29 protein-coding genes and 2 pseudogenes are annotated in these 26,739 nt (G+C 47.7%); 25 read left to right on the top strand and 6 right to left on the bottom strand.

Features of this window, described 5'->3' with window-relative positions:
• The first annotated feature begins 22 nt into the window (after positions 1 to 22).
• Positions 23 to 1,201, top strand: coding sequence for an MFS transporter (locus tag ADS79_RS28085; RefSeq protein WP_049741750.1), 1,179 nt, complete (start codon positions 23 to 25; stop codon positions 1,199 to 1,201).
• Between the two features lie 123 nt (positions 1,202 to 1,324).
• Positions 1,325 to 1,462, top strand: coding sequence for a hypothetical protein (locus ADS79_RS35760; protein ID WP_162839554.1), 138 nt, complete (start codon positions 1,325 to 1,327; stop codon positions 1,460 to 1,462).
• Between the two features lie 75 nt (positions 1,463 to 1,537).
• On the opposite strand, the gene ADS79_RS28080 is transcribed toward ADS79_RS35760, so the two are convergent.
• From ADS79_RS28080 to sppA, 3 genes are all read right to left on the bottom strand, one after another.
• The gene (locus ADS79_RS28080) at positions 1,538 to 2,551 is read right to left on the bottom strand and encodes a CAP domain-containing protein (RefSeq protein WP_049741749.1); all 1,014 of its coding nucleotides are present in this window, start codon (positions 2,549 to 2,551) and stop codon (positions 1,538 to 1,540) included.
• 252 nt (positions 2,552 to 2,803) lie between these two features.
• Positions 2,804 to 3,304, bottom strand: coding sequence for an RDD family protein (locus tag ADS79_RS28075; RefSeq protein WP_049741748.1), 501 nt, complete (start codon positions 3,302 to 3,304; stop codon positions 2,804 to 2,806).
• Positions 3,305 to 3,319: 15 nt separating this feature from the next.
• The gene (sppA, locus tag ADS79_RS28070; RefSeq protein WP_049741747.1) at positions 3,320 to 4,285 is read right to left on the bottom strand and encodes a signal peptide peptidase SppA; all 966 of its coding nucleotides are present in this window, start codon (positions 4,283 to 4,285) and stop codon (positions 3,320 to 3,322) included.
• Between the two features lie 845 nt (positions 4,286 to 5,130).
• On the opposite strand from sppA, the gene ADS79_RS28060 reads away from it, so the two are divergent.
• Together ADS79_RS28060 and ADS79_RS28055 are read left to right on the top strand one after the other, a co-directional pair.
• The gene (locus tag ADS79_RS28060) at positions 5,131 to 5,859 is read left to right on the top strand and encodes an amino acid ABC transporter ATP-binding protein (RefSeq protein ID WP_049741745.1); all 729 of its coding nucleotides are present in this window, start codon (positions 5,131 to 5,133) and stop codon (positions 5,857 to 5,859) included.
• Positions 5,860 to 6,321, top strand: coding sequence for a cupin domain-containing protein (locus ADS79_RS28055; protein WP_049741744.1), 462 nt, complete (start codon positions 5,860 to 5,862; stop codon positions 6,319 to 6,321).
• Between the two features lie 82 nt (positions 6,322 to 6,403).
• Here ADS79_RS28055 and ADS79_RS28050 read toward each other — a convergent pair whose 3' ends face one another.
• On the bottom strand, positions 6,404 to 7,105 hold the full coding sequence (locus ADS79_RS28050; RefSeq protein ID WP_049741743.1) for a polysaccharide deacetylase family protein: 702 nt from the start codon (positions 7,103 to 7,105) through the stop codon (positions 6,404 to 6,406).
• 143 nt (positions 7,106 to 7,248) lie between these two features.
• On the opposite strand from ADS79_RS28050, the gene ADS79_RS28045 reads away from it, so the two are divergent.
• The 10 genes from ADS79_RS28045 (at position 7,249) to gcvH (ending at position 13,672) form a co-directional block, all read left to right on the top strand.
• Positions 7,249 to 8,061, top strand: coding sequence for a DUF2797 domain-containing protein (locus ADS79_RS28045; protein ID WP_049741742.1), 813 nt, complete (start codon positions 7,249 to 7,251; stop codon positions 8,059 to 8,061).
• Between the two features lie 56 nt (positions 8,062 to 8,117).
• On the top strand, positions 8,118 to 8,285 hold the full coding sequence (locus ADS79_RS35755) for a hypothetical protein (protein WP_162839553.1): 168 nt from the start codon (positions 8,118 to 8,120) through the stop codon (positions 8,283 to 8,285).
• 155 nt (positions 8,286 to 8,440) lie between these two features.
• Complete coding sequence (locus ADS79_RS28040; RefSeq protein WP_049741741.1) at positions 8,441 to 8,932, top strand: DinB family protein; 492 nt, start codon at positions 8,441 to 8,443, stop codon at positions 8,930 to 8,932.
• 23 nt (positions 8,933 to 8,955) lie between these two features.
• The gene (locus tag ADS79_RS28035; protein WP_049741740.1) at positions 8,956 to 9,351 is read left to right on the top strand and encodes a VOC family protein; all 396 of its coding nucleotides are present in this window, start codon (positions 8,956 to 8,958) and stop codon (positions 9,349 to 9,351) included.
• Between the two features lie 74 nt (positions 9,352 to 9,425).
• On the top strand, positions 9,426 to 10,319 hold the full coding sequence (locus ADS79_RS28030; RefSeq protein WP_049741739.1) for a hypothetical protein: 894 nt from the start codon (positions 9,426 to 9,428) through the stop codon (positions 10,317 to 10,319).
• Between the two features lie 63 nt (positions 10,320 to 10,382).
• Entirely contained in the window at positions 10,383 to 10,745 is a 363-nt protein-coding gene (locus ADS79_RS28025; protein ID WP_049741738.1) for an arsenate reductase family protein, read from the top strand.
• A 2-nt stretch (positions 10,746 to 10,747) separates the two neighbouring features.
• Positions 10,748 to 11,935, top strand: a complete 1,188-nt coding sequence (locus ADS79_RS28020; RefSeq protein ID WP_049742166.1) for an aminotransferase class I/II-fold pyridoxal phosphate-dependent enzyme — start codon at positions 10,748 to 10,750, stop codon at positions 11,933 to 11,935.
• A 183-nt stretch (positions 11,936 to 12,118) separates the two neighbouring features.
• Positions 12,119 to 12,667, top strand: a complete 549-nt coding sequence (locus tag ADS79_RS28015; RefSeq protein ID WP_049741737.1) for a peroxiredoxin — start codon at positions 12,119 to 12,121, stop codon at positions 12,665 to 12,667.
• Between the two features lie 112 nt (positions 12,668 to 12,779).
• Positions 12,780 to 13,232: a redoxin domain-containing protein gene (locus ADS79_RS28010; protein WP_049741736.1), complete on the top strand. Its 453-nt coding sequence runs from the start codon at positions 12,780 to 12,782 to the stop codon at positions 13,230 to 13,232.
• 59 nt (positions 13,233 to 13,291) lie between these two features.
• On the top strand, positions 13,292 to 13,672 hold the full coding sequence (gene gcvH, locus ADS79_RS28005) for a glycine cleavage system protein GcvH (protein WP_049741735.1): 381 nt from the start codon (positions 13,292 to 13,294) through the stop codon (positions 13,670 to 13,672).
• A 60-nt stretch (positions 13,673 to 13,732) separates the two neighbouring features.
• Here the strand turns inward: gcvH and ADS79_RS36345 are convergent.
• Positions 13,733 to 13,843: pseudogene (locus ADS79_RS36345) on the bottom strand (ABC transporter permease); the annotation flags it as partial.
• A gap of 4 nt (positions 13,844 to 13,847) precedes the next feature.
• Between ADS79_RS36345 and ADS79_RS35115 the strand changes: the two are divergent.
• Positions 13,848 to 14,006: pseudogene (locus ADS79_RS35115) on the top strand (amidohydrolase); the annotation flags it as partial.
• A 73-nt stretch (positions 14,007 to 14,079) separates the two neighbouring features.
• Here ADS79_RS35115 and ADS79_RS27995 read toward each other — a convergent pair.
• The gene (locus ADS79_RS27995) at positions 14,080 to 16,137 is read right to left on the bottom strand and encodes a methyl-accepting chemotaxis protein (protein ID WP_049741734.1); all 2,058 of its coding nucleotides are present in this window, start codon (positions 16,135 to 16,137) and stop codon (positions 14,080 to 14,082) included.
• A 298-nt stretch (positions 16,138 to 16,435) separates the two neighbouring features.
• Here ADS79_RS27995 and ADS79_RS27990 point away from each other — a divergent pair, with 298 nt between their 5' ends.
• The 10 genes from ADS79_RS27990 (at position 16,436) to sufC (ending at position 26,729) form a co-directional block, all read left to right on the top strand.
• The gene (locus ADS79_RS27990) at positions 16,436 to 16,870 is read left to right on the top strand and encodes a hypothetical protein (RefSeq protein WP_049741733.1); all 435 of its coding nucleotides are present in this window, start codon (positions 16,436 to 16,438) and stop codon (positions 16,868 to 16,870) included.
• A gap of 27 nt (positions 16,871 to 16,897) precedes the next feature.
• Positions 16,898 to 17,290 carry a VOC family protein gene (locus tag ADS79_RS27985; RefSeq protein WP_049741732.1) on the top strand — a complete coding sequence of 131 codons (393 nt, stop codon included), beginning with the start codon at positions 16,898 to 16,900 and terminating at the stop codon, positions 17,288 to 17,290.
• 900 nt (positions 17,291 to 18,190) lie between these two features.
• Entirely contained in the window at positions 18,191 to 18,523 is a 333-nt protein-coding gene (locus ADS79_RS27975) for an SCP2 sterol-binding domain-containing protein (protein ID WP_236700155.1), read from the top strand.
• Positions 18,524 to 18,585: 62 nt separating this feature from the next.
• The gene (locus ADS79_RS27970; protein WP_049741729.1) at positions 18,586 to 19,740 is read left to right on the top strand and encodes a M20 peptidase aminoacylase family protein; all 1,155 of its coding nucleotides are present in this window, start codon (positions 18,586 to 18,588) and stop codon (positions 19,738 to 19,740) included.
• Positions 19,721 to 20,239 carry a GNAT family N-acetyltransferase gene (locus tag ADS79_RS27965; protein WP_049741728.1) on the top strand — a complete coding sequence of 173 codons (519 nt, stop codon included), beginning with the start codon at positions 19,721 to 19,723 and terminating at the stop codon, positions 20,237 to 20,239. Before ADS79_RS27970 ends, ADS79_RS27965 begins: the two co-directional genes overlap by 20 nt.
• A gap of 142 nt (positions 20,240 to 20,381) precedes the next feature.
• Positions 20,382 to 21,104, top strand: coding sequence for a response regulator transcription factor (locus ADS79_RS27960; RefSeq protein ID WP_049741727.1), 723 nt, complete (start codon positions 20,382 to 20,384; stop codon positions 21,102 to 21,104).
• Positions 21,101 to 22,594, top strand: coding sequence for a HAMP domain-containing sensor histidine kinase (locus ADS79_RS27955; RefSeq protein ID WP_049741726.1), 1,494 nt, complete (start codon positions 21,101 to 21,103; stop codon positions 22,592 to 22,594). The genes ADS79_RS27960 and ADS79_RS27955 overlap by 4 nt, the downstream gene beginning before the upstream one ends.
• Positions 22,581 to 23,663, top strand: a complete 1,083-nt coding sequence (locus ADS79_RS27950; RefSeq protein ID WP_049741725.1) for a LolA family protein — start codon at positions 22,581 to 22,583, stop codon at positions 23,661 to 23,663. Before ADS79_RS27955 ends, ADS79_RS27950 begins: the two co-directional genes overlap by 14 nt.
• Before the next feature lie 353 nt (positions 23,664 to 24,016).
• Positions 24,017 to 25,600, top strand: a complete 1,584-nt coding sequence (pckA, locus tag ADS79_RS27945) for a phosphoenolpyruvate carboxykinase (ATP) (RefSeq protein ID WP_049741724.1) — start codon at positions 24,017 to 24,019, stop codon at positions 25,598 to 25,600.
• Between the two features lie 340 nt (positions 25,601 to 25,940).
• The gene (gene sufC, locus ADS79_RS27940; protein ID WP_049741723.1) at positions 25,941 to 26,729 is read left to right on the top strand and encodes a Fe-S cluster assembly ATPase SufC; all 789 of its coding nucleotides are present in this window, start codon (positions 25,941 to 25,943) and stop codon (positions 26,727 to 26,729) included.
• Positions 26,730 to 26,739 lie beyond the last annotated feature (10 nt).

Raw genomic sequence — 26,739 nt, 5'->3', positions numbered from 1 at the left:
TATCGGAGAGGAGTTCAACACCATGTCTTCAACGCGTTACACCTTTTGGGTGTTGATTTTGGTCGTATCAATTGCGGGACTCAGCCAAGGCTTGAGTATTCCGCTTTTGGCGGTATTGCTGGAGCAGCAGGGCGTATCAACTGTGATGAACGGACTGAATGCGGCAGCGCTATACATCGGGATGGTGCTGATTTCTCCCTGGCTGGAAATACCTCTTAGAAGGATCGGCTATCGATCTACGATCCTAGTAGGAATGGTCTTATTGACGATCGCAACCGCACTGATTCCACTTTTTAGCCATTTGATTGTCTGGTTCTTTTTGCGGATGCTGATGGGAATCGGGGATTCGAGCTTGCATTACTCGAGCCAGATGTGGGTGACAAAAATCGCATCTCCCAAAACGCGTGGACGCGATCTTTCCATGTACGGCCTGGCGTACGGAGTTGGCTTCAGTGTAGGGCCACTCGGGTTAAATCTGTTGCCGCTTGGCATCTGGGTACCATTTGGGACGCTCCTGGTGCTGTACGTGGTTGCCTTTATACTTTTGGCTCGGATCAAAAATGAATTTCCAGATAAAATCGTGCAGACAGAGAAAAAACAAAATAAATATGCGACGGTGCTGCGTGTTGGTTGGCTTGCACTGATTCCTTCGTTCCTGTATGGCTTCATGGAAACGTCCTTAAACGGAAGCTTTCCGGTATATGCTCTGCGCACAGGCTTGTCGATTGAATGGGTGTCGCTGATTTTGCCGTCCTTCGTAGTGGGAAGTATCATTTTGCAAATGCCTCTGGGCTCTCTGAGCGATCGGATCGGTCGAAAGCAAGTGATGCTGGTCTGTGCAATCGTCGGTGGAATTGCCTTTTTCCTGTTCCCGCTGTCTGGAGAAAATGTGTATGTCATGATGGTGCTCCTCGCGATTGCAGGCGCGGCAGTCGGTTCCTTTTATTCACTGGGGCTTGCGTATTCCGCTGATTTATTGCCAGCCTCGATGGTACCGACCGCAGGAATTATAGCCGGAATCAACTTCGGTGTCGCGAGCATTCTGGCTCCAAATGTGAATGGTGTGCTGATGCAGGTGTGGGAGCCTTGGACGATTTTCTGGCTGATGGGTGCGCTGCTGATTGTATTTGCGGCAGCGTGTTTATTTAACCGCCAAGCCAACTCAGACAAGGATCAGCTCCAGGTACAGCTGCAAAAATAGAAAGTGTGAAAAAGCATCTTCTGTAAAAAGAAGGTGCTTTTTTTTCGAGAAAAGCATAAACGGGCGCAAGGGGGGGAAGCGTATGTATATAAAGTAGAACTGTTAGTGGAAGGGGTTGTCCCGATGCTTACTCCATGCATTTTTAAACGGGGAATCATCTGGATCGTGTTTTTTGTGATCAGTCTGGTCATCATGCCGTTTTTTGCAGAAGATAATCCGACTCCGCAAGCACCCGTCACATCTGAAGTGAAGGTGCAGTGAGTCTTCTAGCTGTTTGCCAAGAAAAAAGACACGTCCTTTCAATTACGGACGTGTCTTTTGTGCATTCATTCTTGTTTATCGGGTTACAAAGTTTTGCGTATAGTACGGGCGACCGTCTTTAAATACCACTCCGATGCCGAGCTGCTTGAATTTGTTATCGAGCAGATTTTGGCGGTGTCCAGCTGAGTTCATCCAGCCTATGTGGACTTCGATTCCATCGAGTTGACCGTAGGCGATATTTTCTCCGGCATAGCCATACAAGATTCCAGCGCGCTTCAAGCGGTCAAAAGGAGAGCCAGTTGTTGGAGAAGTATGGTTAAAGTAATTATTTTTGGCCATGTCACCGCTATGGGCTCTGGCAACGGCAGCCACACCCTCGTCCCAGGAGAGAAGCGGCAGGTTGGCACGCGTTCTGGCTACGTTCAACAGGTCAAAATTTTCTTTTTCATAGGCGAGTGCAGCTTGCTTGATTTGCTCCTCCGTCAATTTTGGCTGAACAGGGAGCTGCGTGTAGGAGATCGGATACATCAGACCCATCGCGATTGTTGCAAAATATTCCGGCGTCGAAATTCTGACGCCTGCAACTTTATTCCCACCCAGCTGATCGATGGAAAAAGTGACAGCTTGATTGTTCAATAGATAAGTAGGATGACTCATCGAATTGTCACGTATATGGAGTGTGGGTGTAATAGCGAGTGTGCTTTTTGGTGTCCCCCATGCATTTTGTATGGCTGACGTTGGTGCTCCGATTGTAACGCCTTTTACATTCAGTTTGGTGCCATTGGAGAACAAGGTTACTACCTTTGCATTTTGAATTCCGACTTGTATGTAATTGTCCAGATCTCCATTATAAATCCACCATTCTACACCCGTATGGCTAGGGTCTTTGCGAGCGGGCTTACCCAGCAATTGTTCGAGCAAGGCCGTGCTCATCCCGAGCTGTACTCCATATACGGAAATGGCGTTGCTAGCGGCTTGCGTACTGGATGCTGCTGGTGTGACGTTTGCTGCCAAGGCTGGTGAAAGCTGACCGATTAAAGCCAGAGTAAGGCTTACGGCGAGGATGCTGGTTACTTTCCTTTTTCGCATAAATCTACCTCCTCGGTATGTTTGCGCCATTCACAAAATTGTATCGACAGGAATGGGATTCAACAATAGGGACAAGGCAGGAAAAATTTGTCGAAAAAAGGAAAGTCTTCGTTTCCGCACATACAGGAAAAACATAAATGATGGGGACAAGCTTTGTTCTGAAGAGGAAAAACAAACTGCAGCCACTCACATAGGAGCTGACCGCAGTTCGGGAAAATAGGTCTTTAGAACTAGTTTTTAATCCTTTTGTGATCAAGCTTGTTTTCGCTCCCAAATGACGTACGTTTTGGCAATCAGGTCGTGCCAGCCTTGCTTTTGCGGGTTCCACCCGACCCACATGTAGCCCAGACCAAAGGGAAGAAGTGACAGTGTTTTTCCAATGACTTCACGTAAAAGGACCTGTCCGCCCGTCAAATGGGAACGAGCTTGAACCGCACTAATGACCCGGATGCCTGTAATCATTTTGCCGAGTGTCTGACCAGTCCACCAGGTGAGCAGAACCATGTACAGGACGTTAAACAAAACCTCCAACAGATCGATCATGGAGAAGTAGTCGACTACACCGAGTGCACGACGCAGTGGATTGAAAATAAGCAGGCTGATACCAACCAGAAACAGGGAATCGAGCAAAGTAGCACAAACCCGTATCCAAAATCCGGCGAAGTGATGCTGGGAAAAAGACTCCGCAAAAGACGATGGTTCAGAAGACAGCTGCTCGCTCAAATCATATCGTTCAATGGATCGCTCATTCATAAAGCGTGCACTCCTTTAAGGCATGAATTGATAAAGCAAACGTGGCGAGCTATCTCGTTCCAAAACACGGGCGATTCCCAGTGGATCGGGATTGGACCAATGCTGCTTCATACTGAAGAGCAGCTTGCTTAGCGAAAGCTGGTCGGCATAACGAACAACCATGGCATTCTCGACACCGGACAAAGAGAGCGCATGGTGAGTGGCATCCTCCAAATCGCCAAATTGGTCAATCAATGCAAGTCTTTTGGCCTGTTCACCCGAATAGACCCTGCCGTCTGCGATTTCAAGTACGCGTTGGCGCGAAAGATTGCGCCCATTTACGATGACATCAACGAATTTGTTATAGCTTTCATTCACCAGCGTTTGAAAGATTTGACGCTCCGGGTCTGTCAACGGGCGAGAAGGACTGCCGATATCCTTGAAGCGCCCGCTTTTTATCGCGTATTGGTGAATGCCGAGCTTGTTTGCTGCTTCATTGTAATTCACCAGGTTAAAAATCACCCCGAGGCTGCCTGTCAGCGTATTGGGATTCGCAAAAATGGCATCTCCCGAGGTCGCCAAATAATAGCCGCCAGAAGCAGCTGTGGAGCCCATGCTGATCACAATCGGAATATGCCGAACTTGTTTCAGGCGCAAGAGGCGGGAATGAATTTCATCGGTAGCCACGACCTCGCCGCCAGGACTATCAATGCGCAGAACAAGTGCTTTGACACTTGCGTCCTCTTCTACACGTCTGAGCTGTTCGCTAATTACTTCTGTCATGGAGGGGGCACCAGTAGCGTTTTGTGTGCCTGAGATGACGCCGCTTACGAATAGCTGGACGATTTTGTTGTTGCCGGAGCCCGACACTACATTTTCTTCCCAAGAGATCGCCGGGTGGTCACGCAGTGCAGCATAGGTGCCTGCGACCCCTTCAACCGTGATGCCTGCAAGAAATACGAGTAGCACGATGACGAGTGCGATCCATTTTTTTCGATGCATGAAAATCACCTCACCCCTTAGCATGAGCCGTCTCTGCCATCGTTACGCATGGGACAGGCACTGGAAAAATAGGGATTGACGGAAAGTGGATACCAAATTAGAATAATTATAAATTTATTTCCCTAGAGCAAAAGAATTCGCCTAGGTGAAGATATAGATAATCATTATCAATTAGGATGCTGTTGCCTTCAGGCAGCAGCTTCCACTGTCGTCCTCAACTCCGCGCGCCTCATCCACTACCTGGCACAAAAGCAAAAAGAAAAACGTACGACACCACCAGCCGGATTATGCGATTCCTGTACGTACACCTGTACGAGCAAAGGCTCCTGTCAGCTGAGCGCATCGAAAGGGTAGGGAAAGCGAAAGTAAATGATGAAAAGGCCAGAGAGGTGAATCGTTCTCTGGTCTTTTTTTGCGGGTGATTTTTTAAGTCTTGCCCACATAATCTTCCGCGAGAAGGCTAAAGCGGTACTTAGCATTTTAGTTTTGGAGGCACCGAACAAAACCACTCGCTAGTGAGAGGAAATCGGAGAAAACAGCGAAGCTCTTTGGGGCACCTACCAAGCCGTAATGGAGAAAGCGAAACGCGCATTTAAGCGTTCACCTTTGAAAAGCCACTTCGAACCAGCTACTTTGGACGCGGTTTCGCTTTTGCAAGGAAGGCGGACAGTCATGACCCGTGAAAGTGACCCAAGAAGCTGGAGCGTTTTCTCCGGTTTCCTCTCCTCCACTACAGCTGGACGAACTCCGTAGATCTTTTCCGATAATTCATGCAATTCCCGCGATATTACGATACACTATAAGAACAATCGAAACTGAAAACTTCGGGCAAAGGGGGAACGTCCTTGATCATCCAAGTGACGGACTTGAAGAAAAATTACGGAGACCTGCAGGTGCTAAAAGGCATTACCACCCAAATCGCAGAGCGAGAAGTCGTTTGCGTCATCGGACCATCCGGCTCAGGAAAAAGCACCTTTCTGCGCTGTATCAACCAGCTGGAGGAGATGACCAGCGGACGAATTGTGATCAATGGACACGATCTATCCGATCCAAAGATCGACATTAACAAAGTACGCGAAGACGTAGGCATGGTATTTCAGCGATTCAATCTCTTTCCCCATAAAACGGTGCTCGAAAACGTCATGCTCGCGCCAATCAAGGTACGCAAAATGCCGCAGGATCAAGCCCGTCAGCAAGGCCTGGCTCTGCTTAAAAAGGTTGGTCTCGAAGACAAGGCAGACGTATACCCCGAGAAGCTGTCAGGCGGGCAAATGCAGCGCGTAGCGATTGCACGTGCGCTGGCGATGAACCCAAAGGTCATGCTATTTGACGAGCCGACCTCTGCCCTCGACCCTGAGCTGGTTGGGGAAGTGTTGACTGTCATGAAAAATTTGGCGCGAGAAGGCATGACGATGATCGTCGTTACTCACGAAATGGGCTTTGCCAAAGAGGTAGGAGACCGGGTGATCTTCATGGATCAGGGCGTCATTATGGAGGAAGGAAAACCAGCGGACATTTTTGCTGATACAAAAAATGAAAGATTGCGATCTTTTTTGGGGAGAGTGCTGGCATAAATGACAAATCCAAAACCATTTCATTTAAATCAGATTCCAGCTGATTTCGTCGAAGAGGACAAGAGTATGGCAACTCTTTATTTAGGGGACGCAGCTGGCAGCGAAAAGCTCTATGCTAATATCGATAGGGTGCAGCCTGGAGCCAAAAGCACCAAGTATCACACGCACTCGCTGCAGGAAGAATTTTTTCTGATTTTGGCGGGTTCAGGTATACTGCGTTTGAATGGTGAGGAGTACCCTGTCACAAAAGGCAGCTTTGTTGCCAAGCCAGCGGGGAAAAACATCGCTCACCAATTCATCAATACAGGCAATGAGGTATTGGAAATTCTCGATGTGGGAACCAAGGTCGAGGGAGACGTCGCTTACTATCCGGATGAGGATGTCTACTTTTTGCGAAAAGAAAAAAAGATGTTCAAGGGTTCAGAAGCTATGATGAAGTGGGATTCGGAGCCGAACAAATAAAAGTGTGAATCTTTGGTGGGGACAAGGGCACGAAAGGCATCGTTCGTTTACGGACAAGCCCTCGTGCCCTATTCCTGTTTTCCTACTTGGCAGAATCCAGCAGCTGACTTACCGTAACAAAGCGATAGCCCTGGGAACGTAAATCCGTAATCAGCTCCTGTAGGGCGACTACTGTTTGCCGCTGATTGAGCCCACCGTCATGGAATAAGATGATGTCGCCTGGTGAAACTGTGCTTTTCACGCTTTTGGCGATGACAGATGCTGTACGGGCCAGTGACCAGTCCCGTGGATCAATCGACCAGTGAATTACATCATACCCGCTGGATTGAACAGCATTCATTACATCATGGGTCATCACACCGCCAGGGGGACGATAGTACTGTGCTAGAATGCCAGTCGTTTTGAGAATCGAGCGTTCCCCGAGCTTGATGTCCTCGTATACCTCGTGCTCCGTGAGCTTGTTCAGGTCATGATGATAGTAGCCGTGATTTCCGATTTCATGACCCGCTTTGTAAATCCACTGCATCACCTTGGGATGCTTGTCCACTTGTGATCCGAGTACAAAAAAAGTAGCTTGTACCTTATTTCGATGAAGCACCTCTAAAATTTTGGGGGTGTAAAAGGCATCTGGTCCGTCATCAAACGTGAGTGCGACTACTTTCTTTTTCGAATCAATGCGGTGGATCGGCTCATAGGTCGGAAGAAGAGAACTGGCTCCAGCAGGTAAAATAGCACAGCCAAGAAGGCAGGCGATGAGTAAGGCGCAGAGGACGCCGCGACGCATAACGATCGCCTCCTTCCATCTAGGTATAGCTATAGGGTCACCCCCGGGTAGGGAAAACATGCTGCCAAAAGAAAACAGGGGCCAGTGATGGAGATTGATATGATAAAATGAAGGGACCGTACATAGGAGAGGAGAGAATTTAAGTGGAACTCCGCGGTATTTTACATGGACTCACTCACGAGTATCACGGGAAGGACAAGCCGGTCGACTATTACTTGCAGATCGGTGAGGAGCGCATGCCGCTAAATGAGTGGCTGGGCAGTGAACTAAGCATTTCCTATTTGGGCGGAAAGAACTGCATCGCCTGTGGCCGCAAAACGAATAAAACATTTAACAGCGGGTACTGTTACCCCTGTTTTACGAAGCTGCCGGAAAATGATTTGTGCATCGTCAAGCCGCACGAATGTCATTTTGACTTGGGGACTTGCCGGGACGAGAGCTTTGGCGAGACGTATTGCATGATCCCCCACTATGTTTATCTGGCAGTTTCCAGTGATATGAAGGTTGGATTGACCCGCAAGCATAATCAATTGAAACGATGGGTGGACCAGGGAGCGATTCGCGCAATCCCGATTGCGGAGGTTCCGACCCGTCGCATGGCAGGAGAGCTGGAATTCCATCTGAGCCAGTTCTTGCCGGATAAAACCAACTGGCGCAAAATGCTCAAGGGAGACGTAAAAGAAATCGACCTGATTGCAATGCGCGACGAAGTGTACACTCACTTCCCGGAAGAGTTTAAAGCTTTCCAATACCGTGAAGACGAATGGGTAGATATTACGTATCCGATTCTGGAGTCATTGGATAAAATTAATTCAAAATCGCTCGACAAGGAAGAACAGCTGGGTGGGCGATTGATCGGAGTCAAAGCGCAGTACTTAATCTTTGAAAATGGCGTTTTCCAGACGAGAAAGCACGCAGGCTATCAAGTCGAGGTCAAAGCGACTCATTCTGTATAAAGTAGCACGAAATCCTTCACACTTAGCATCACATACAAGTGAAGGAGGAAGCTGACATGGATGAGAAGCTCGAATACACGGAGCCATTAAAAGGAACATTGGCGGAAGCCGTACACGCCAAAGAGGGAGACGAACTAGGTGTCCCCTTCTCACCGCTCAGTCAAATATGGCAGGTCAATCCTGGTGCAGAGGCTGTACCAAACAACTCCATAAAACAAAAGTAAAGCATAAGTAAACGACAGCCAGAGAGTAGGATACGGCTGTCGTTTTTTATTGGGAAATAAGGAAGGGTATGAAAATCGACCAACAGAAAAAATCATTTTCATAGCTGGCATGATCGAATGAATGCCACCCATTTCAAATGAAGCGGTGATGCGGATTGAGCCATGTCCAAATAATCGAATTCTATAAAAAAGAGCTTTCGGGCTATTCTTTGGAACAATTACGATTTATATCAAAGCCGGGAGTGTGGTCTCTTGGGCAAATGTACGATCACTTAATTGAAGAAACGCATTATTATCTAGACCAGGTGGAAAAATGCGCATCTGCAAACAAAGCGATAAGGCAGGGAAAGACGGAAGTGGGAGAAGAATGGTTTGAATCTCGTTCATTCCCTCCCATTAAAATGAAAGGACCCGGGATGCCCAATAACCCGGAGAATATAGCTGATCTTATGTGTGGATTGAATCAGGTGCTTGAAAGAATGTCTGAATGGGACAAAAAAATCGGCTCCATAAATCCGCTATACAAAGAGATACATGACGGTTTTGGTTGGCTAAATGCGCAAGAGTGGTTCGATTTGGCCGGAATGCATTTTCGCCATCACATTCACCAGAAGGCCGAACTGGAACAAATGTTGAAAAATGAATAACCTTTTCAAAGAGAGGTGTACACATGAAGAGTTTAGGATCTATGAATGTGGATGTCATTACATTGTTTGTTGAGGATTTTCAGAAGGTGAAGATGTTTTATCAGGAAGTATTCGGATTTCAAGCCGTATATGAAGACGAGGTATCGGCTGTGTTTCCTTTCGGGAATATGAGTGTGAACCTCTTGGATATTTCCGAGTCACACGAATTAATGAAACCAGGAACAGTCGCAGCGAGTGAATCCGGATCTCGTTTCCTGCTTACGATTCGGGTCGATAACGTAGATGCGGTCTGTGATGAATTGAAAAGCCGCGGGGTTGCCCTACTTAATGGTCCAATTGATAGGCCGTGGGGAGTGCGAACGGCTTCATTCACCGATCCGGCAGGACATGCCTGGGAGATTGCGGAACAATTGGCATAGGAAGCAGCTTTACGTATGGAACTATCTAGTGCATTGGCTCCATGTCCTATATGAAATGAAAGGGAGAGGGATACGTGCGAATTTGGGGACTCTCTGTTATCGTAGCCATGTTATTTGTGTCCTTGGCGGGCGCGGGTTTTTATATAGGAACGCTTCAAAAAGAGGGGGAAGTAGCCAAGCTGCAACAGAAGGTTTTGCAGCTTCACAAGATGCTCGCAGTAGTCGAAGAATCTGCGAAACAGAGGGAGACACCCGTAATTGTAGCTACCCCAGTCAATGAGCAGATCAACAAGCCCAAGCTGGATGCAGACAGGGATGGGATTGCGAGGGCATTCGAATGGACAGATGACAAGGGAACAGGCTATACATACAGCGAAGAACAATTGACAGTATTACAGCAGGATTCACAGAACCGGGACTATAAGCAGGTGCTTAGGCGATTTGCCGAGCAGGAGCTACAAAAAGACATAGACAGCTTTCAGACAATAGGTTCCACTCTCAATCCTCGCCGCTTGCTTGTTGTCACAACCGATAACAGCCTGTACGAGATCAGTATGAAAAAAAGGTCCACCCATGATCAAATCTGGACCGTAGAGGGCTCCAACACGCTGTCCGGCATCGAAAAACCAAATGAGACTGAGCTTTATCACCTTTTGAAACTGGATGACGCTGACGAAGAAGTACAAGCATGGGCAAAAGACTTGTTGGAAACGCCAGAATGGAAAAATGAATGGATGAGAAAAGACGGGAAAACGTATGTCTTGATCAAATCATCGAGTAGCGAAAGCGACTCGATAGAACTGGAAAGCGTACGTGTCTGGGGAGAAGAATTGTACGTTGATTATCAGGCGCTTTCGTACGGAGACGGAGCAGACCCTGCCGTAATCAATGATTATGTCCTCATAGAAGTGCCAGTGAAAGGTGCTGGCGACGCAACCTTCCGCAAAACCGTTTTCGTTGTCGAGTAGTTTGTCTTCTCTTACAATGGAGAGTAAGTACCATGACGTGAATGAAAAGCGAGGAATGAAACCATGACCATGAAAGCCTATGTATACAACAAATGCGATACTTGCCGCAAAGCAAAAAAATGGCTGACGGAGCAAAATGTCAGCTTTGAAGAAATTCCGATTGTCGATGCCCCGCCGACCAAAGAAGAGCTGCGCACGATCTGGAAAACGAGCGGATTGGATTTGCGCAAGTTTTTTAATGTGAGCGGTGTGCAGTACAAAGAGCTCGGGTTAAAGGACAAGCTACAGGCCATGACCGAGGATGAAATGCTGGAGCTGCTGTCGTCTAATGGCAAGTTGATCAAGCGTCCGCTACTGGCAAGTGATCAAACCGTTACCCTCGGCTTCAAGCCAGAGGAGCTGGAAAAAGCCTGGGGAGGCAAATAATGATGAGCCGCCAGCCTTCCAAGCGACTGGAAAAGTTGTCAGCCGCCATTTTTTCGGAGATGGCAGCCCATAAACGTGAAGTGGCAAAGAAGCGTACCGTCTATGATTTAAGTATCGGAAGTCCCGATCAGCCACCCGAGCAAAGCCTTTTGGATACGCTGGCGGAGGCTGTCGCTCGTCCGGGAGCGTTCGGCTATGCGCTCAGTGAGGGAACGGCTGATTTCCGCGCAGAGGTAGCGGAGTGGTATCAGTATCGCTTTGGGGTGGAGCTGGAGCCAAATAGCGAGGTGCATTCCTTGATGGGCTCACAGGATGGTCTGGCTCACTTCGCTCTGGCCTGGACAGACCCGGGCGATGTGGTGCTCGTTCCTGATCCGGGCTATCCGATTTACGAGGGAAGCGTCCATCTGGCAGGAGCGGTTCCGTACCGGATGCCGCTGCGGGCGGAAAATGATTTTTTGCCTGATCTGGAACAGATTCCAGAAAACGTAGCCAAACAGGCAAAATTTATGATTCTCAACTACCCAAATAATCCGGTTTCGGCAGTTGCGACTGTATCCTTTTTTGAAAAGGTCGTGGCATTTGCCAAGCGGCATGACATTATTGTTGTCCACGATTTGGCATACTCCGAAATGGCTTTTGACGGCTACAAGCCACCGAGCTTTTTGCAAGCACCTGGTGCCAAGGATGTTGGAATTGAGTTTAATTCCTTCTCTAAAAGCTTCAACATGGCTGGCTGTCGGATTGCATATGTAGTGGGAAATGCCGAGATTATTAAGCCGCTGGCAGTAGTAAAATCAAACGTGGACTATGGAGTTTTCTTGCCAGTCCAGCAAATGGCGATTGCCGCCTTGAAGCAAGACCGTGAAGCAGCTGGACAAAATGCAGTAGGCCCGATCTATCAGGAACGGCGCGATGTGCTCTTGTCAGCATTGGCTGATGCCGGATGGGTGATTCCACCGCCAAAGGCAACGATGTTTGTCTGGGCACAGGTGCCGCAGGGCTGGACCTCGCGCGAGTTTGCCTTTGCACTTTTGGAGCAAGCGGGTGTCGTCGTAATTCCTGGCAGTGCCTTCGGAGAAGAAGGAGAGGGATATGTGCGGATCGCTCTGGTTCAAACTCCGGAAATACTGAAACAAGCAGCGGCAGCGATTGCCGATTCGGGCATTCTTTTGCAAAGAGTAGAATAGCTTGCCTGCAAATCGGTTAATCTATTTTTTGGGTGAAAAGGGCCATCTAAAAAGCTAATTTCCTCGCTAATTGAAAAACAATTACAGGTTGAAATGATTCCTACATTGTATTGACTATAAAGTGAATACTTTGATATCATGGGACATGTAGGCAAGAACACATTCCTAAGGAGGTTTTACATAATGGCACAACGTCTAATCGGACTTCCAGCTCCAGATTTCACAATGGAAACAGCACTGGGTAACGGTAAAGAATTCGGAAAGGTATCCCTGTCCGACTACCGTGGCAAATGGTTGGTACTGTTCTTCTATCCACTGGACTTTACTTTCGTTTGCCCAACTGAAATCATCGCTTTGAGCGATGCAATCGAAGACTTCGCTGATCTGGATGCAGAAGTACTGGGTGTATCTACTGACTCCGTTCACTCCCACCGCGCTTGGATCAACACTCCTCGCGACCAAAACGGTTTGGGTGGCTTGAACTACCCACTCGCTGCTGACTTCCTGAAAACAACTGCTCGTGACTACGGCGTACTGGATGAAGAAGGCGGACAAGCTTACCGCGGTCTGTTCATCATCGATCCAGAAGGCGTTCTGAAATATCAAGTAGTTACTGACCTGAACGTAGGTCGTTCTACAGACGAGACTCTGCGCGTATTGCAAGCTCTGCAATCCGGCGGACTGTGCCCAGCTAACTGGCGCCCAGGACAAGCTCAACTGTCTGCTAAGTAATTACTTGCACTTTCGCAAGGAAATAGAAGGGTCTAACATTTTGCTGTTAGACCCTTTTTTTAACATGTAAGAATATAAAAACGCTGATAATAAAAAAGGGGTTGACCTATCCATGCGTTTGCGCGAAGAATTGCCTGATTTCCCTGGGATTACTGAATGGGTGAATGGACAGGTGACTAAAGCAGATTTGGCTGGTAGCCCGGTTTTGGTTCACTTCTGGTCAGTAAGCTGCTACATGTGCAAAGAGTCCATGCCAAGCATCAATGAATGGCGCGACAAATATGCAGCAAATGGATTAAAAGTAATCGGTATTCACATGCCTCGTTCTGAAAAAGATACGGACATCGAGACCATCAAGCAAACGATTGTCGAACACAACCTGACACACCCGATTGCTATTGATAATGATATGAAGACAGTGGATGCTTTTCAGAACGAATACGTCCCTGCCTTCTACCTCTTTGATGAGAACCTTCAGCTGCGCCATTTCCAGGCAGGTGAAAAGGGTCTTAACCTCGTGAAAAAACGTCTGTTTAGAATTTTGGGGATCGAAGAGGAATCCTAGAATGTTCGTCTAATTATGTATGTGTAATGGATTGTACCTGATAGGAGGAAATGTAAACGATGGAATTCCCAAAGAACCTACGTTATAGTGAAGAGCATGAGTGGGTACGTGTAGAAGGAAACAAGGCTTACATCGGAATCACTGCTTTTGCTCAATCAGAGCTGGGTGACATCGTGTTTGTTGAGTTGCCAGAAGTAGGGGCAACCATTCAGGCGGATGAGCCATTTGGTAGCGTTGAATCGGTTAAAACCGTTTCTGAGCTGTATGCTCCAGTAAGTGGCACAGTAGTGGAAGTGAACGGCAACCTGGAGGATGCTCCAGAGCTGGTAAACTCCTCGCCTTACGAGCAAGCATGGATGATCGTCGTGGAATTGTCCGACGCAGCTGAGCTGGACAAGCTGATGGATGCAGACAAATACGAAGCGATGGTAAAAGAATAGGAAACAAAGCAAAAAGCCGGGCGATGCAGCCACGGCTTTTTTTATATACAGAATGGGAATTTATCCCTTGAAGCTGTCCTGCCATTTTAACAAACGGCCCTCGAGCAGGCGGACGACTGAATCCGTCACCTTTCCGACAATCGCAAAAATAAAAATACCGACGAAGACCGCGCCAGCGCTGGGGAAATATTTCAATATTGGGGCAGGGAATCAGGCATTGGGCATTGTGTACCCGCACCATCATCCGAAATTTACGATTGACGAAGCCTCTCTTGAAGTTGGAGTGAAAATGTTTGTGGTCACAGCCGCAAAAATGGTTGGATTAAAAGGATAAGAAAACAAAGAAAGGGTTGCCCGTTTCGTGGACGGACAACCCTTTTTAACTTGTGAGCTTGCGTGTAGAAATTCTAGCTTAGCTTAAAGGTACGGATGGCATCGTTCATCTCTTCTGCCATCTTGGCCAGCATGGTCGCAGCTGCGGAAATTTCCTGCATGGACGCATTTTGTTCTTCTGCTGCGGCGGCAACTGTTTGCGAATTGCCTGCAGATTGCTCGGCTACCTGCGAAATGTTGCGGATGGCAGAGACGATATTCTGCATTTGCTGACTGATTTGGCGCATTTCATCGGACACTTCTTCGGTGCGAGTGAACAATTGGGCAGCGGAGCCTGTAATTTGTTCAAACGCCGTGCCGGTAGACTGCACGAGTGTCATTCCTTCGCCAAGAATCGTCGAGCCATGCGTCATCGCGTTTATCGCCGACTCGGTATCACGCTGAATATCGGCAACAATCGTGCTAACTTGTTCAGCAGCAGAGCTGGACTGCTCCGCGAGCTTGCGAACCTCATCAGCTACGACAGCAAACCCGCGTCCTTGTTCTCCGGCTCGGGCTGCCTCGATAGCGGCATTCAAAGCCAAAAGATTGGTTTGGGCAGCGATGGTCGTAATCAGTGAGATCATTTGCCCAATTTCCTCAGAACGGCGTCCTAATGCATTTACGATGCCTGCTGTTTGGTTCATTTGTGAGTGGATGACATTCATGTGCTCAACGGTTTTTACAGCCATCAGATTTCCTTCGGTGGCTTGGCGGTTCGTTTCAGCGGTTGAGCTGCTGACTTCCTCGATGCCCTTTTCCATGACGGAAATGTGCTGTGCGATTTCTGTGATGACATCACTGCCTTGATTCGTTGCTTCCACCTGTTGTTCGGTTCCAAAGGCAATTTCCTGGACGGATTGCGCGATTTGTTCAGTAGCTCTGCTGGTCTGTTCTGCACTGGCCATCAGCTGCTCAGAAGTTGCTGCTACCTGCTGTGCGCTGTAGCTGACTTGGCCCAGCGTTTCACGGAGCGTAGTCGTCATGGCGTTGAAGCGATTTGCCATCACCCCCATCTCATCTACCGTTTTAATATCCATGGAGGCAGTGAAATCTCCATTGGAGAGGGCATGAGATAGCTGATTCGCGCGATCAATTTGCTTGGTCAAATATTTACTGAAGAAGTAGATAACAGCGACCAAAATCAACAGTCCAAACAGGCTCACAGCACAGAGCTGGTAAAATAGGGCGCTGAGCGGTGCATTGAACTCATCCTCTGGCATGACGAGGGCGATTGTCCAACTGGTTTGCGGTATTTTTTGAAAATAGATGCGGTTTACACCGTTGTCTGCTGTGAAGGTCTTCATTCCTTCGTCTTCCGCAGCAAGCATGGCGACACCAGCATCAGCAAATGATGTGTTTTCCTCCGTTTGAATCGTTTTGTGCATGAGCTTTTCCGTCTCAGGATGTGACAAGTACTGACCGGACTTATCGAGCAAAAACGCCCAGCCGGTTTCGCCAACCTTTGTTGCCGAAACCGTTTTTTGAATATCTTCGAGGGTAATATCGTCCGTAGCGACACCTAGCAGCTTTTTATCCGCCGTGTAAAACGGAGCGACTACTGTCATCATCGAAGTCTTTGACACATCGTCATAATACGGCTCCGAATAATCCGTCTTGTTTTTGGTTTCGATCCCGACCTTGTACCAATCCTGACTCGGGTAGTTGTAGGCTTCGGTACTGTAATCATAAGTGATGTGTACCTTGCCGTCTTCTTTTGCTCCATAGGTGGCGACGTATTGCTTGTTCGGGTCGAATGCGTATGGCTTCATGAAAATACCCATACCCACGGATGTCTCGTTAATCAGCACCGTTTTGGTAAGCAGGGAATCGAGCTGATCCAGCGAATAAGTAATAGGTGCCATTTCGATAAAACGTGCCATGCTCTCCGTTACTTTGCTATGTTCCTCAAGCTGGCTTTCTACGTTGTCGCTGAGCAAGTCTAGCTGGAAGTTCATTTTGTCACTTATTTCCTTGTTCAACAGGGCCACCGAAAATAAAAAGGCAATACTCATGACAAGAAGCAGCGTAATAATAATGACGGGCAATGTGATAGTAAGTGTACGTGCGCGTAAGCTTTTAAACCGAAACATACAATAGCTCCTTTTGATTGTAAGTAGATGAGTAACTATTCCCTATATCGGCATCTATAAAACTTTATTGTATCCCATTAGGCAAATGTGGGAAAAATTTCAAACTAATCAGAAAACATTGCCGGGCACATGGTATTTCGAGTACAATAGGAAGACAAATTGACAAATTTTTGTTACCAATAACCTACTGGTATCTTTTGCGGGTAGAGAGTCAGAAGGATAATGGGCTACAATGCGAATACAGACAGAGTGTCGCCGAGACAAAAACGTTTGTTTGGCGAAGGAGGAGGGAGACTGTATGAGTTTTTGTTGTGGTGCTGGAATGGTTGGGTCAGTAGGGTCAGTCCGTCATTATAAAACACTTGTTCACAATGTCCCCATCATGTTTTGTCCTGTATGTGACAGAATTGAAGTCCATCCCGGTATTGAGGGAGAATACGAAATTTTAGTAGAATATGCACAAGGAGATCAGGCTCCTGAAGTTGATTTTGCCGACTTCGTGAGTGTTGACAATACATCGGAGTTGTTCGAAAATTGTACAATGACGGACGAAGCAGCAAGCTTCGCCGATGTACTTAAGCAACAGATTGACGTTTCGCTTGATTTGCTGCGTGTGGCCAAGGAGCTGGGGGACGATGAGTGGCGGGAAGCGCTCATGATTCGGCTGAGACGGTTAAGCGAGAGGCTGAAGCAGTACAATAAACGAAAGCAAATGTCGCAGAAAAGCGCATGACCAGAGTTGACGTGGGAGGCAGTGTGAATGTTTCATTTGAAAGGCGTTCACCATATCGCATTGAATTGTAGCGATGTCGTGAAGGTAGCTCGTTTTTTTAAAGACATTTTGGAAGTTCCCATCCCGGAAGAGAACATGGTGGAAGGAGCGCCTGTCTACTTTCAAATTGGCACATACACACGGATTGGTCTTCATCCACATGGCGGAGAGGAAGGCAAGGGTGGTGTTGGTCAGGTAGACCACCTCGCTTTTTCCGTAACGAGTCGTGCGGAGCTGGACTATCTGGTGGATAAGCTGGAAGCAGAGAATATCTGTTATCGCGGACCTATCACGCAACCAACCAGCTACAATCTATACTTTGAGACTCCGGATGGACATCATTTGGAGGTTCGGTTAGATAAAGACGAATTCGACGAATAACATAGCAGTCAAAAGGAAGGCATCTGCCCGTAGAGGTGGATGCTCTTTCTGTTTTTGAACGTATAGAAATTTATAAACCAACGGCGAAGGAATTAAGGAATATTTGATTGTTGCTTTTGGTGGAGGAGAGGAAAGAAGAGAAAACGCTCTAGCTTCTCGGGATACTAGCTGGGAGTGTCCGAGCCCAGCTCCAAGGAAAAAACAAAACCGCGCCCAAAGTGATTGCTTCAAGGGGTCTCTCAGCTTAAAGACGTGTTTCGTTTTTTCCTCTCCGCCTTGGTCGGCATCCCAAAGAGCTATCACTTTTTTCTCCTCTTTCCTCATCAGCAGCTTTGTTTTTTGGGCTAGCTTTTGTAAAAGATTCCTTTAAAGAACCTTTGATTGCTGCTCCAATGAACACTTCTTTTTTTAGCGAACTGCTCGATTCCTATAGCCCTGAAAAATGCTCCTCTGTCCCTCTAATCTGAATCCTCCATCCATCATTGAACAAGCTATGTTCTTTAACGCTTCGAATATCTGTACAGCTCGCTGAGGAAACGGGAGAAAGCCAGCGAAGGTCTTTGGGACTCCTGCTGAGCTGGAGGGAAAAAAGGGAAACACGCCTTTAAGCGTCCACCTCTGAATAATCATCTTTGTGAGCACTACTTTGGACGCGGTTTCCCTTTTTTCCCGTTAGCGGACAGTACCCCCTCCCTGCTAGAGGCCCAAGTACCTGGAGCGCTTTCTCCCGTTTCCTCCCCACCACTGAAGCCACGAACAACAGCGCCCATAGGAAAACGTGTCGAGAAAAAGAGTTCTCCCCTGACAGGAGACGACAGGGGTTCCTACTACTCGCCAAAGGATTCGACCCGAGCAAAAACGAACCCTTTTGGAAGAGAGGGGTGGACGAACTTGATCGGAATGGGAAGGCTGCTGACAGAAGTCGCAAACAGACTCCAGAAAAAAACACACTTGCATTTGATGATGACAGGATGGGAAAGACGGATCGGCATTGTCACGGAGGATACAAAGACGCGCTGGCACCTGACATTCTCCAAGGGAGTCGCCACCTGTGGTGCCTGGACAGAGGAACAGACGGCCGACTTGATTGTCCAGGGCGACGAGCGCCAGATGCAAATGCTGTTTGGCGGGGATGAGCTCGTGTATGCCTTTGCCAGAGAACAGGTAAGAATCGTGGGACCATTGCGTGACCAATTAAAATTAGATGCAATATTGCGACTTACCTGCAAGTAAACCGTAGCATGTAACAGTACTATGTTATAATAGGAAAAAAAGAGTGATTTGGGGGTAGCGTCATGTCCACTGCGTTCTCTTTGAAACAAACGATACATACTCGTGAGCAACAGATTGCTGAAACATTCAGTCATTTGCATGCAAATCCCGAAATTAGCTGGAAGGAAATCGAGACTACCCGCTATTTGGTAGAGAGGATGCGCAGCTTGGGACTGCGTGTAACCACATTTGATGATTGTACCGGGTTGATTGCGGAGTGGGGAGAGGGAGGTCCTGTCGTAGGGCTGCGTACAGATATTGACGCACTGTGGCAGGAGGTAGACGGAGAATGGCGCGCCAATCACTCCTGTGGTCATGATGCACATATGACGATGATCGTCGAAGCTGTAGAGGCTTTGGTCGAATCTGGCTATCAGCCGCCAGGAACATTAAAAATCCTGTTCCAGCCAGCAGAGGAAAAAGGCACAGGGGCTCTCAAGCTGGTAGAAAAAGGGGCTGTCGATAACGTCGATTATTTGTATGGTGTCCACGTTCGTCCGATTCAGGAAATGCTGCAAGGAACGGCAGGACCTGCAATCTACAACGGGGCAGCCATGTTTCTATACGGAGAAGTCACCGGCGTTTCCGCGCACGGAGCCAGACCGCATTTAGGAGTCAACGCGATTGAGGTAGCCGGGGCTATCATCTCGGGAATTGGACAAGTGCATATCGATCCGATGGTGCCTGCCACTGCTAAAATGACGATGCTGCAAGCAGGCGGCGAGAGCTACAATATCATTCCGGACAAAGCGCGTTTTGCGATTGATATGCGCGCACAGACAAATCAGGCCATGGATGAGCTGGAGAAAAAGGTGCGACAAATCATTGAAGGAGTTGCCCTTTCTTATTCAGCTGAAATTGAGCTGCAGCGAGGCTCACGGATGGTTGCTGCCGAGGTGCACGACGAAGCCAAAAAGCTGATGGAGCTGGCGATTGTGGATGTCCTTGGGCAGGAAAATCTCAGGGAAGCACCAGTCAGTCCGGGTGCCGAGGATTTTCATTTTTACACAGTGGAGCGCCCGCATATTAAAGCTACGATGCTTGCTCTCGGATGCGATTTGAAACCGGGCCTGCATCATCCGCATATGCAGTTCGAGCATTCCGCACTCGCAAAAGGTGTAGAAATACTGGCGCGTGTGATCGTGAGAACGTTTGAGCATGAAGAAAATCGTGCTTGAAACAGAGCGGCTGCTGCTTCGCGCATATGAAGCGGATGAGATAGGCGCGCTCCATGCCATTCTTTCTGATCCCGTTACCATGCAGTATTGGCCGGCTCCCTTTACCCTGGAAGGCTCACAGCAATGGCTGAATACCAACCTGAAGCGCTATGAGACGAACGGGTTTGGACGCTGGGCGATGGTAAGCAAAAGCAGCGGACAGATCATCGGTGATTGTGGTATTGTATTAGCAGAGCTGGATGGACAGCCGGAATATGATCTGGGCTTTATTGTGGCCAAGGAGTTTTGGGGGAAGGGCATGGCTACCGAAGCGGCGGAAGCATGTAAGCAGTATGCTTTTTCCCAGTTGGGAATCAAGCGCTTATGTGCGAACATGGCATTTGACCATCATGCCTCACGTCGTGTGATCGAAAAAATCGGGATGACAAAGGAAAAAGAGTATGTCAATGCCCGAAATCGCAACATCCTGACCTTTTTGTACGCGATCGAAAACGATTAAAAGAAGAGTATACCCGTCTTTTGTAGAGACGGGTTTTTCTGTGTTTATAAGCGAATTTGCCCGTTTCTAAAGAATTTATGAATTTCCAGGAGAAGTGTGTAAGGGACCCTATAATAAAACCTGTACAGGAGGGGGAAGCAAGATGGCCGACGGGGTAAAGGTGTTGCTGGTAGAGGATGATCCTGAGATTGGACGCATCGTACGCGATCATTTGCGAAGACAAAATTACGACGTGACGTGGGCTTCAAGCGGGGCAGAAGGTTGGGAGGATTTCCAGGCACAGCCCTATGACCTCGTTTTGGTCGACTTGATGCTTCCAGAGATGGATGGCTTTACGGTGTGCAAGCATATTCGTCTGACGAGCCATGTACCGATTCTGATCATGAGCGCGCGCCATGAGGACGAAGCAAAGGTACGAGGACTCGACCTAGGAGCAGACGATTATGTGACAAAGCCATTTAGCTTGACTGAGCTGTCGGCTCGCATCACGTCCCATCTGCGACGCTATCGTCGATACAAAAATGACGATGCTCCTGCCAGAATCGAAGAGAACCGACTTGAGTTTGCAGGTGGACTTACGATTGACAGCGAGAAAAAAGAAGTGTGTCTGAACAACATACCAGTGGCACTTACGCCCAAAGAGCTTGGCCTGTTGCTGTTGCTTGCCGAACACCCTCATCGCTTGTTTACCAAACAGGAGCTGTATGAGCATATTTGGGGCCAATCCGACCTGGAAGGAAATGGAACGGTAACCGTACATGTAAAAAGCTTGCGCAAGAAGCTGCAGGACGACAAGCGCGACTCTCGTTTTATCCAGACGGTTTGGGGGAGCGGCTACCGTTTCGTTGGTGAAGCGATCTCATGAAAATCAAGCATTGGCTCATGTCCACCTATTTACTCGTCATGCTGTTGCCTGTTGCCGCCATTTCCGGGCTGTATTATGTGGTAAGCGAATATGATCAGCGTCAGGACATACGTGAATACTTCCTAATATCCGATCGAATTGCAGCGATCGAAAAGATGTTACAAGACACATCTCTTTATCAAATACAGCCCAGAAGCCATTACGACGTTTTGCAATCAACGCTGCAGCCGTCGGTAAAAATTGAACTGTATCGCTATGACGGAATTACCTTGTATACGTCAAATGAAAGTGGGATGCAGTTCGGGCTTATCCGAATTCCTCCTGATAAAATCTATCAAGATTTGTATGAGCTGCGCAAAAGCAGTCAAACGTACTCCATTAAAAAGCCGGTGTTTGTTGATGGCAGGATGATCGGAATTTACCAGATCACGCTGGCTCGGGAAGAATGGCTGACAGAAGTGAAAGATCGGACTGTTTGGCTTGCTTCTGCTTCTATCGCTTTTTTTCTGTTGTTGTACGTGGCTGTAGTATGGATGCTGAACCGCAAGCTGAATTTGCCACTGAAACGCCTGATGGACAGGATGACCGCTTTTGCCGAGCACAAGCCAATCACTGCATGGGAGCATCGCTCTACGGATGAAATCGGGGAACTGATCAAGCATTTTGAAAACATGCGGCGAAAGATGGAGTTGGCTAACGAGGAAGTGCTGGCAGGACAAAAGGAGAAGGAGTACCTTGTCGCAGCATTGGCGCACGATGTAAAAACACCACTAACGTCTATCCGGGCGTATGCGGAGGCCCTTTTTGAACAAGAAGGGTTATCGGTCAAGGAGCAAAAGGAGTACCGCAGCATTCTGTTCGAAAAGATTGATTATATGAAAGAGATTTTGAATGATTTGACGATCTATACTGCCCTGCGCTCTTCAGTCAGGGAGACGACGTTGACCGAAGTGGATGGGGAAGAGCTTTTTGAAATGCTGTTTGCCGAATATGAGGAGCTATGCTCTGGCAAGGGTGTACAGCTTCACACAGATGTGATCGTTTCGCATGAGCTTCGGGTGAATGCACGATATATGATGAGACTCGTTGATAATTTGTTTCACAATGCACTTGGTCACACGAAAGAAGGGCAGTCGATTTGGCTTGCTGCTGTGTCTCCGCGAGAATTTATGCCTGATTGGGTGTTCGATTCATTTCGCAGCGAAATCGAGAAGCTCGGTCAACATGACCTGCTCCTGATTGTGCAAAACCAGGGCGTGGCCATACCAGATGAGCTGCAAGAGCGCATTTTTGAACCGTTTTTTCAAGTGGATGCAGCTCGTACCAAAAAAGGAGCCACAAGTATCGGATTGGGATTGAGTATCGCCAAAATGATTATGGATGAGCACGATGGCAGTATTCACGTCTGGTCTGCCAATCCGTATGGAACGATATTTGTGTGTACGCTGAAAGTAGAAGAGAAAGGGATGTTGAGGGATGAAAGGATATAAATGGATCGGGGCGTTCAGTTTGGCAGCCAGTTTGTTTACGGGCGGTTGCCAGGATGCACAAACCTTTTCTTCGGAAGATGTCGTGACCAAGATGCTGGAAGGAAACAAGGCGGTAGGATCTTATTATGCAGAGGGCATCATGAACGAATACGAAGGAGACAAAAAAATCAGGGAATCCACGATTATGGAGTGGCATGATGCCAAGACAGGAAAGCGCCGGGTGGAGATCAGGTCAGGCAATAATGTGACACGCTCGGTGAACGACGGCAAGCAAATCATTACGTATGATGAAGCGCTGAAAACGGCTTTTCGTCTAGATGCAGCAGATGTCGGTGAAATGGGGGCAGGAACGCCGAAAGAACAGCTCATCGGTATCCTGGATAAAGTCAAAAATACGCACAAGATTGAAGTAGTGGGAGAAGACACGGTAATAAATCTGCCCGTTCATCATGTCAAAGCGACGATGCAAGAAAAAGGATCACTTTTTGGAGATATGGACCTGTGGGCTGATCAGAAGACATGGCTCGTATTGAAGTCCTCCTCTACCATAGGGGAAAACAAAGTTAACTTTGAATATACCAAGCTGGATCAATCGCCGACATTCGATGAGAAAACATTTGTCCTGGATTTACCGCAGGATGTGAAAATAACATCGCTATCCGACATAAATCCAGCGAAGAAAGTAAGTCTTGAGGAAGCCGAAGCTGCTATGAAAGCTCCCTTTTACTATTGGGAAAGCAGCTCTGAGGTGGTTCTTGCAGGAATTGAGTTGAATGAGTGGAAGGGTGAAATAAACCGAAATGAGCTGACTCTCAACTATACAAAAGGGGATGTGCCTTATTTCAGTCTGAGTGTTTTTCCTGCACCAAAAGAGGAGATCGGTGAAGGGCTACTCGGAGAAAAGCCACTACAGATTCGCGGAATAAAAGGAAGCTATATGGAAGCGATACGCTCCGTTATGTGGGATGAAAAAGGACTGCGTTACACGGTTATGCTCGAACATCCTGACTTGACTGTGGAGCAAATGGTAAAGCTGGCGGAAGAGATGAAATCGAGCGAAAAGAAATAAGCCCAGATGTTGACATGACAATCGCTTGAAGTTGGCGAAAAGCAATGAACGCGCTTGGACATCCTAATTGTAAGAGGATATCCAAGCGCCTTTTTCTTTTGTCGGAAGGTTATTCACACATTCTCCACATGCGATTATAAAATTATGTAGCTTAATTGGCTAAATGTGATATACTAATTACAAATCAAACGACGATAAGAAAACCTTTATCAAGGTTTGCCACGGATGAGCGACCGCGTGATATTGGAAGGTTATTCTTGCAGTATCAGGATGATTTGCTCAAAAGACTATCCTATCTGGTACTGTTAAAAAGTCATAATAGGGATATACACTGGGAAGGAGATCGTTCACACATGGAAACCAACACGGTTCACAAGCTTGCTGACATTTTAGCAGGTACAAAGGTTAATTACAACCTGCCTGTAGCTCGTTTAGTAGAAATGGCAGTTAAGCGTGGCGAAGGGATTTTGACCGACAAGGGGGCGCTCAATGCGCTAACAGGCAAGTTTACAGGCCGTTCGCCGAAGGACAAATTTGTGGTGGACGAAGCTTCCGTACACGATAAAATCAACTGGGGTCCGGTGAACCAACCGATCTCTCCTGAGAAATTCCAGCTGCTTCAACAGGATATGCTTGAATATCTGCAAACACAAGAAGAGCTGTTCGTATTCGATGGCTTCGCTGGAGCAGATACGACCTATCGTCTGCCTATCCGCATTGTAAACGAATACGCTTGGCACAATTTGTTTGCGCGTCAACTTTTCATCCGTCCGTCCGATGAAGAGTTGGCCTCGCATGAAGCTGAATTTACTGTCATTTATGCACCAAGCTTCAAAGCAGACCCAGCCGTTCATGGAACAAACTCCGATACCTTCATCGTGCTGAGCTTTGACCAAAAAACAGTATTGATCGGCGGAACCGAGTACGCTGGAGAAATGAAAAAATCGATCTTTAGCGTGATGAACATGATCTTGCCAGAGCGCAATGTTCTCTCCATGCACTGCTCCGCAAACGTTGGCAAAGACGGCGATGTTGCTTTGTTCTTCGGATTGTCCGGAACTGGAAAAACGACATTGTCTGCTGACCCGAACCGCTTTTTGATCGGTGATGACGAGCATGGCTGGTCTGACAACAGCGTATTCAATATCGAGGGCGGCTGCTATGCAAAATGCGTGAAGCTGACCGAAGAAGGCGAGCCACAAATCTGGAAAGCGATCCAGTTTGGTACCGTTCTTGAAAACGTGGATGTGGATGAAGTAACCCGCACCGCTGATTACGATAGCACAAAATACACGGAGAATACCCGTGCAGCCTATCCAGTAGAAGCGATTCCAGGAGCAGTCATTCCAGGCGTAAGCGGTCAACCAAATGTAATTATTTTCCTGACTGCTGATTCGTTCGGAGTACTTCCTCCAATCTCCAAGCTGACAAAAGAACAGGCGATGTACCACTTCCTGTCTGGCTACACGAGCAAAATGGCAGGTACAGAACGTGGCGTAACTGCACCACAAACGGAATTCTCCACTTGCTTCGGTTCTCCGTTCTTGCCACTGCATCCGGTTGTTTATGCTGAAATGCTGGGCAAAAAGATCGATGAGCGCGATGTTCAAGTGTACCTCGTAAACACCGGTTGGACTGGTGGTCCGGTTGGCGTAGGAAAACGCATGAAGCTGTCCTATACGCGTGCAATGGTAACGGCAGCGCTGAACGGCGAGCTGGCAAATGTTGAGTACGTAGCAGACGCAACCTTTGGCGTACAAGTACCAACTACTTGCCCGAACGTACCAGCAGAAGTTCTGCAACCACGCAATACATGGGCAAACACAGAGGACTACGACAAGCAGGCTGCTAATCTGGCAAACCGCTTCATCGAGAACTTCGAGAAGAAGTTCCCGAATGCGGCTGAAATCGCACAAGCTGGTCCAAATGTACAATAAAATTAATTGAACGATCAATAAACAAGCGGTTAGATACTCAGTATCTAGCCGTTTTCCTGTTAGGAATTCGAAAAGCGTCTTTTTTATGGAGAGAATCGTGTGAAAAAGAAGCTTTTAGGAGAAGTTGTATTCCAAAAAGTGACATGGGGAAAAATGTTTGAGGGCAGGTAGTTCACAAGGAAAGATAAACGTAGCAAAAACGGACTTTCTATATATAATGATATAAAAAATACAGATATGTTTCATTCCTTGATTTATAATTATTCTTATTATAAGATAGTTATTGAGAATGGATTGAGAATTTACCAACTCACTTTTGACGTGTATGGAGGGAATTCAGATGACAGCAGTACCGCATTTGCAAATAAAAAACCTTCGCGCCAAGATCGAGGACAAAGAGATCCTCAAAGGCATGAACCTGGAAATCAAGGGCGGCGAAGTGCACGCGATCATGGGACCAAATGGTACCGGTAAATCCACATTGGCATCCACGCTGATGGGTCACCCAAAATATGAGGTAACCGAAGGCGAAGTGCTGATCAACGGCGACGACCTGTTGGAAATGGCAGTAGACGAGCGCGCACGCGCAGGCCTGTTCCTCGCTATGCAGTATCCATCCGAAATCAGCGGCGTAACCAACTCTGACTTCATGCGTTCCGCGATCAATGCGCGTCGTGGTGAAGGAAACGAAATCTCCCTGATGAAATTCATCCGCGAGATGGATAAGAAAATGAGCACGCTGGAAATGGACGATTCCTTCTCCCACCGTTACCTGAACGAGGGCTTCTCTGGCGGGGAGAAAAAACGTAATGAAATTCTGCAAATGATGTTGCTTGAACCAAGCATCTGTATCTTAGACGAGATTGACTCTGGTCTCGACATTGACGCTCTGAAAATCGTAGCAAATGGTGTTAACGAAATGCGTTCTGCTGATCGCGGTTTCTTGATCATCACGCACTACCAGCGTTTGCTGAACTATGTAAAGCCTGACTTCGTACACGTAATGATGCAGGGTCGTATCGTGAAGTCCGGTGGTCCTGAGCTGGCTGAACGCCTGGAGGCAGAAGGCTATGACTGGATCAAGGAAGAGCTCGGCATCGAGGACGAAACCGTAAACGCCAACGTGTAGGAAGAAGGAG

The organism is Brevibacillus reuszeri, from assembly GCF_001187725.1.
GTDB lineage: Bacteria > Bacillota > Bacilli > Brevibacillales > Brevibacillaceae > Brevibacillus > Brevibacillus reuszeri.
Note: the sequence above shows the minus strand (reverse complement) of the source record. Positions and strands in the feature narration are given on the sequence as shown.

Coding starts and splice junctions, on each gene's coding strand:
- ADS79_RS28025 (WP_049741738.1), top strand. CDS start 10,383: ATGACCATGAAAGCCTATGTATACAACAAATGCGATACTTGCCGCAAA.
- ADS79_RS27965 (WP_049741728.1), top strand. CDS start 19,721: ATGAAGAAAATCGTGCTTGAAACAGAGCGGCTGCTGCTTCGCGCATAT.
- sufC (WP_049741723.1), top strand. CDS start 25,941: ATGACAGCAGTACCGCATTTGCAAATAAAAAACCTTCGCGCCAAGATC.
- ADS79_RS28035 (WP_049741740.1), top strand. CDS start 8,956: ATGAAGAGTTTAGGATCTATGAATGTGGATGTCATTACATTGTTTGTT.
- ADS79_RS27955 (WP_049741726.1), top strand. CDS start 21,101: ATGAAAATCAAGCATTGGCTCATGTCCACCTATTTACTCGTCATGCTG.
- ADS79_RS28085 (WP_049741750.1), top strand. CDS start 23: ATGTCTTCAACGCGTTACACCTTTTGGGTGTTGATTTTGGTCGTATCA.
- ADS79_RS28075 (WP_049741748.1), bottom strand. CDS start 3,304: ATGAATGAGCGATCCATTGAACGATATGATTTGAGCGAGCAGCTGTCT.
- ADS79_RS27975 (WP_236700155.1), top strand. CDS start 18,191: ATGGGAAGGCTGCTGACAGAAGTCGCAAACAGACTCCAGAAAAAAACA.
- ADS79_RS27985 (WP_049741732.1), top strand. CDS start 16,898: ATGTTTCATTTGAAAGGCGTTCACCATATCGCATTGAATTGTAGCGAT.
- ADS79_RS27970 (WP_049741729.1), top strand. CDS start 18,586: ATGTCCACTGCGTTCTCTTTGAAACAAACGATACATACTCGTGAGCAA.
- ADS79_RS27995 (WP_049741734.1), bottom strand. CDS start 16,137: ATGTTTCGGTTTAAAAGCTTACGCGCACGTACACTTACTATCACATTG.
- ADS79_RS28050 (WP_049741743.1), bottom strand. CDS start 7,105: ATGCGTCGCGGCGTCCTCTGCGCCTTACTCATCGCCTGCCTTCTTGGC.
- ADS79_RS28010 (WP_049741736.1), top strand. CDS start 12,780: ATGCGTTTGCGCGAAGAATTGCCTGATTTCCCTGGGATTACTGAATGG.
- ADS79_RS35755 (WP_162839553.1), top strand. CDS start 8,118: ATGGATGAGAAGCTCGAATACACGGAGCCATTAAAAGGAACATTGGCG.
- ADS79_RS27960 (WP_049741727.1), top strand. CDS start 20,382: ATGGCCGACGGGGTAAAGGTGTTGCTGGTAGAGGATGATCCTGAGATT.
- ADS79_RS28080 (WP_049741749.1), bottom strand. CDS start 2,551: ATGCGAAAAAGGAAAGTAACCAGCATCCTCGCCGTAAGCCTTACTCTG.
- ADS79_RS28020 (WP_049742166.1), top strand. CDS start 10,748: ATGAGCCGCCAGCCTTCCAAGCGACTGGAAAAGTTGTCAGCCGCCATT.
- pckA (WP_049741724.1), top strand. CDS start 24,017: ATGGAAACCAACACGGTTCACAAGCTTGCTGACATTTTAGCAGGTACA.
- ADS79_RS28015 (WP_049741737.1), top strand. CDS start 12,119: ATGGCACAACGTCTAATCGGACTTCCAGCTCCAGATTTCACAATGGAA.
- gcvH (WP_049741735.1), top strand. CDS start 13,292: ATGGAATTCCCAAAGAACCTACGTTATAGTGAAGAGCATGAGTGGGTA.
- ADS79_RS28055 (WP_049741744.1), top strand. CDS start 5,860: ATGACAAATCCAAAACCATTTCATTTAAATCAGATTCCAGCTGATTTC.
- sppA (WP_049741747.1), bottom strand. CDS start 4,285: ATGCATCGAAAAAAATGGATCGCACTCGTCATCGTGCTACTCGTATTT.
- ADS79_RS27950 (WP_049741725.1), top strand. CDS start 22,581: ATGAAAGGATATAAATGGATCGGGGCGTTCAGTTTGGCAGCCAGTTTG.
- ADS79_RS35760 (WP_162839554.1), top strand. CDS start 1,325: ATGCTTACTCCATGCATTTTTAAACGGGGAATCATCTGGATCGTGTTT.
- ADS79_RS27990 (WP_049741733.1), top strand. CDS start 16,436: ATGAGTTTTTGTTGTGGTGCTGGAATGGTTGGGTCAGTAGGGTCAGTC.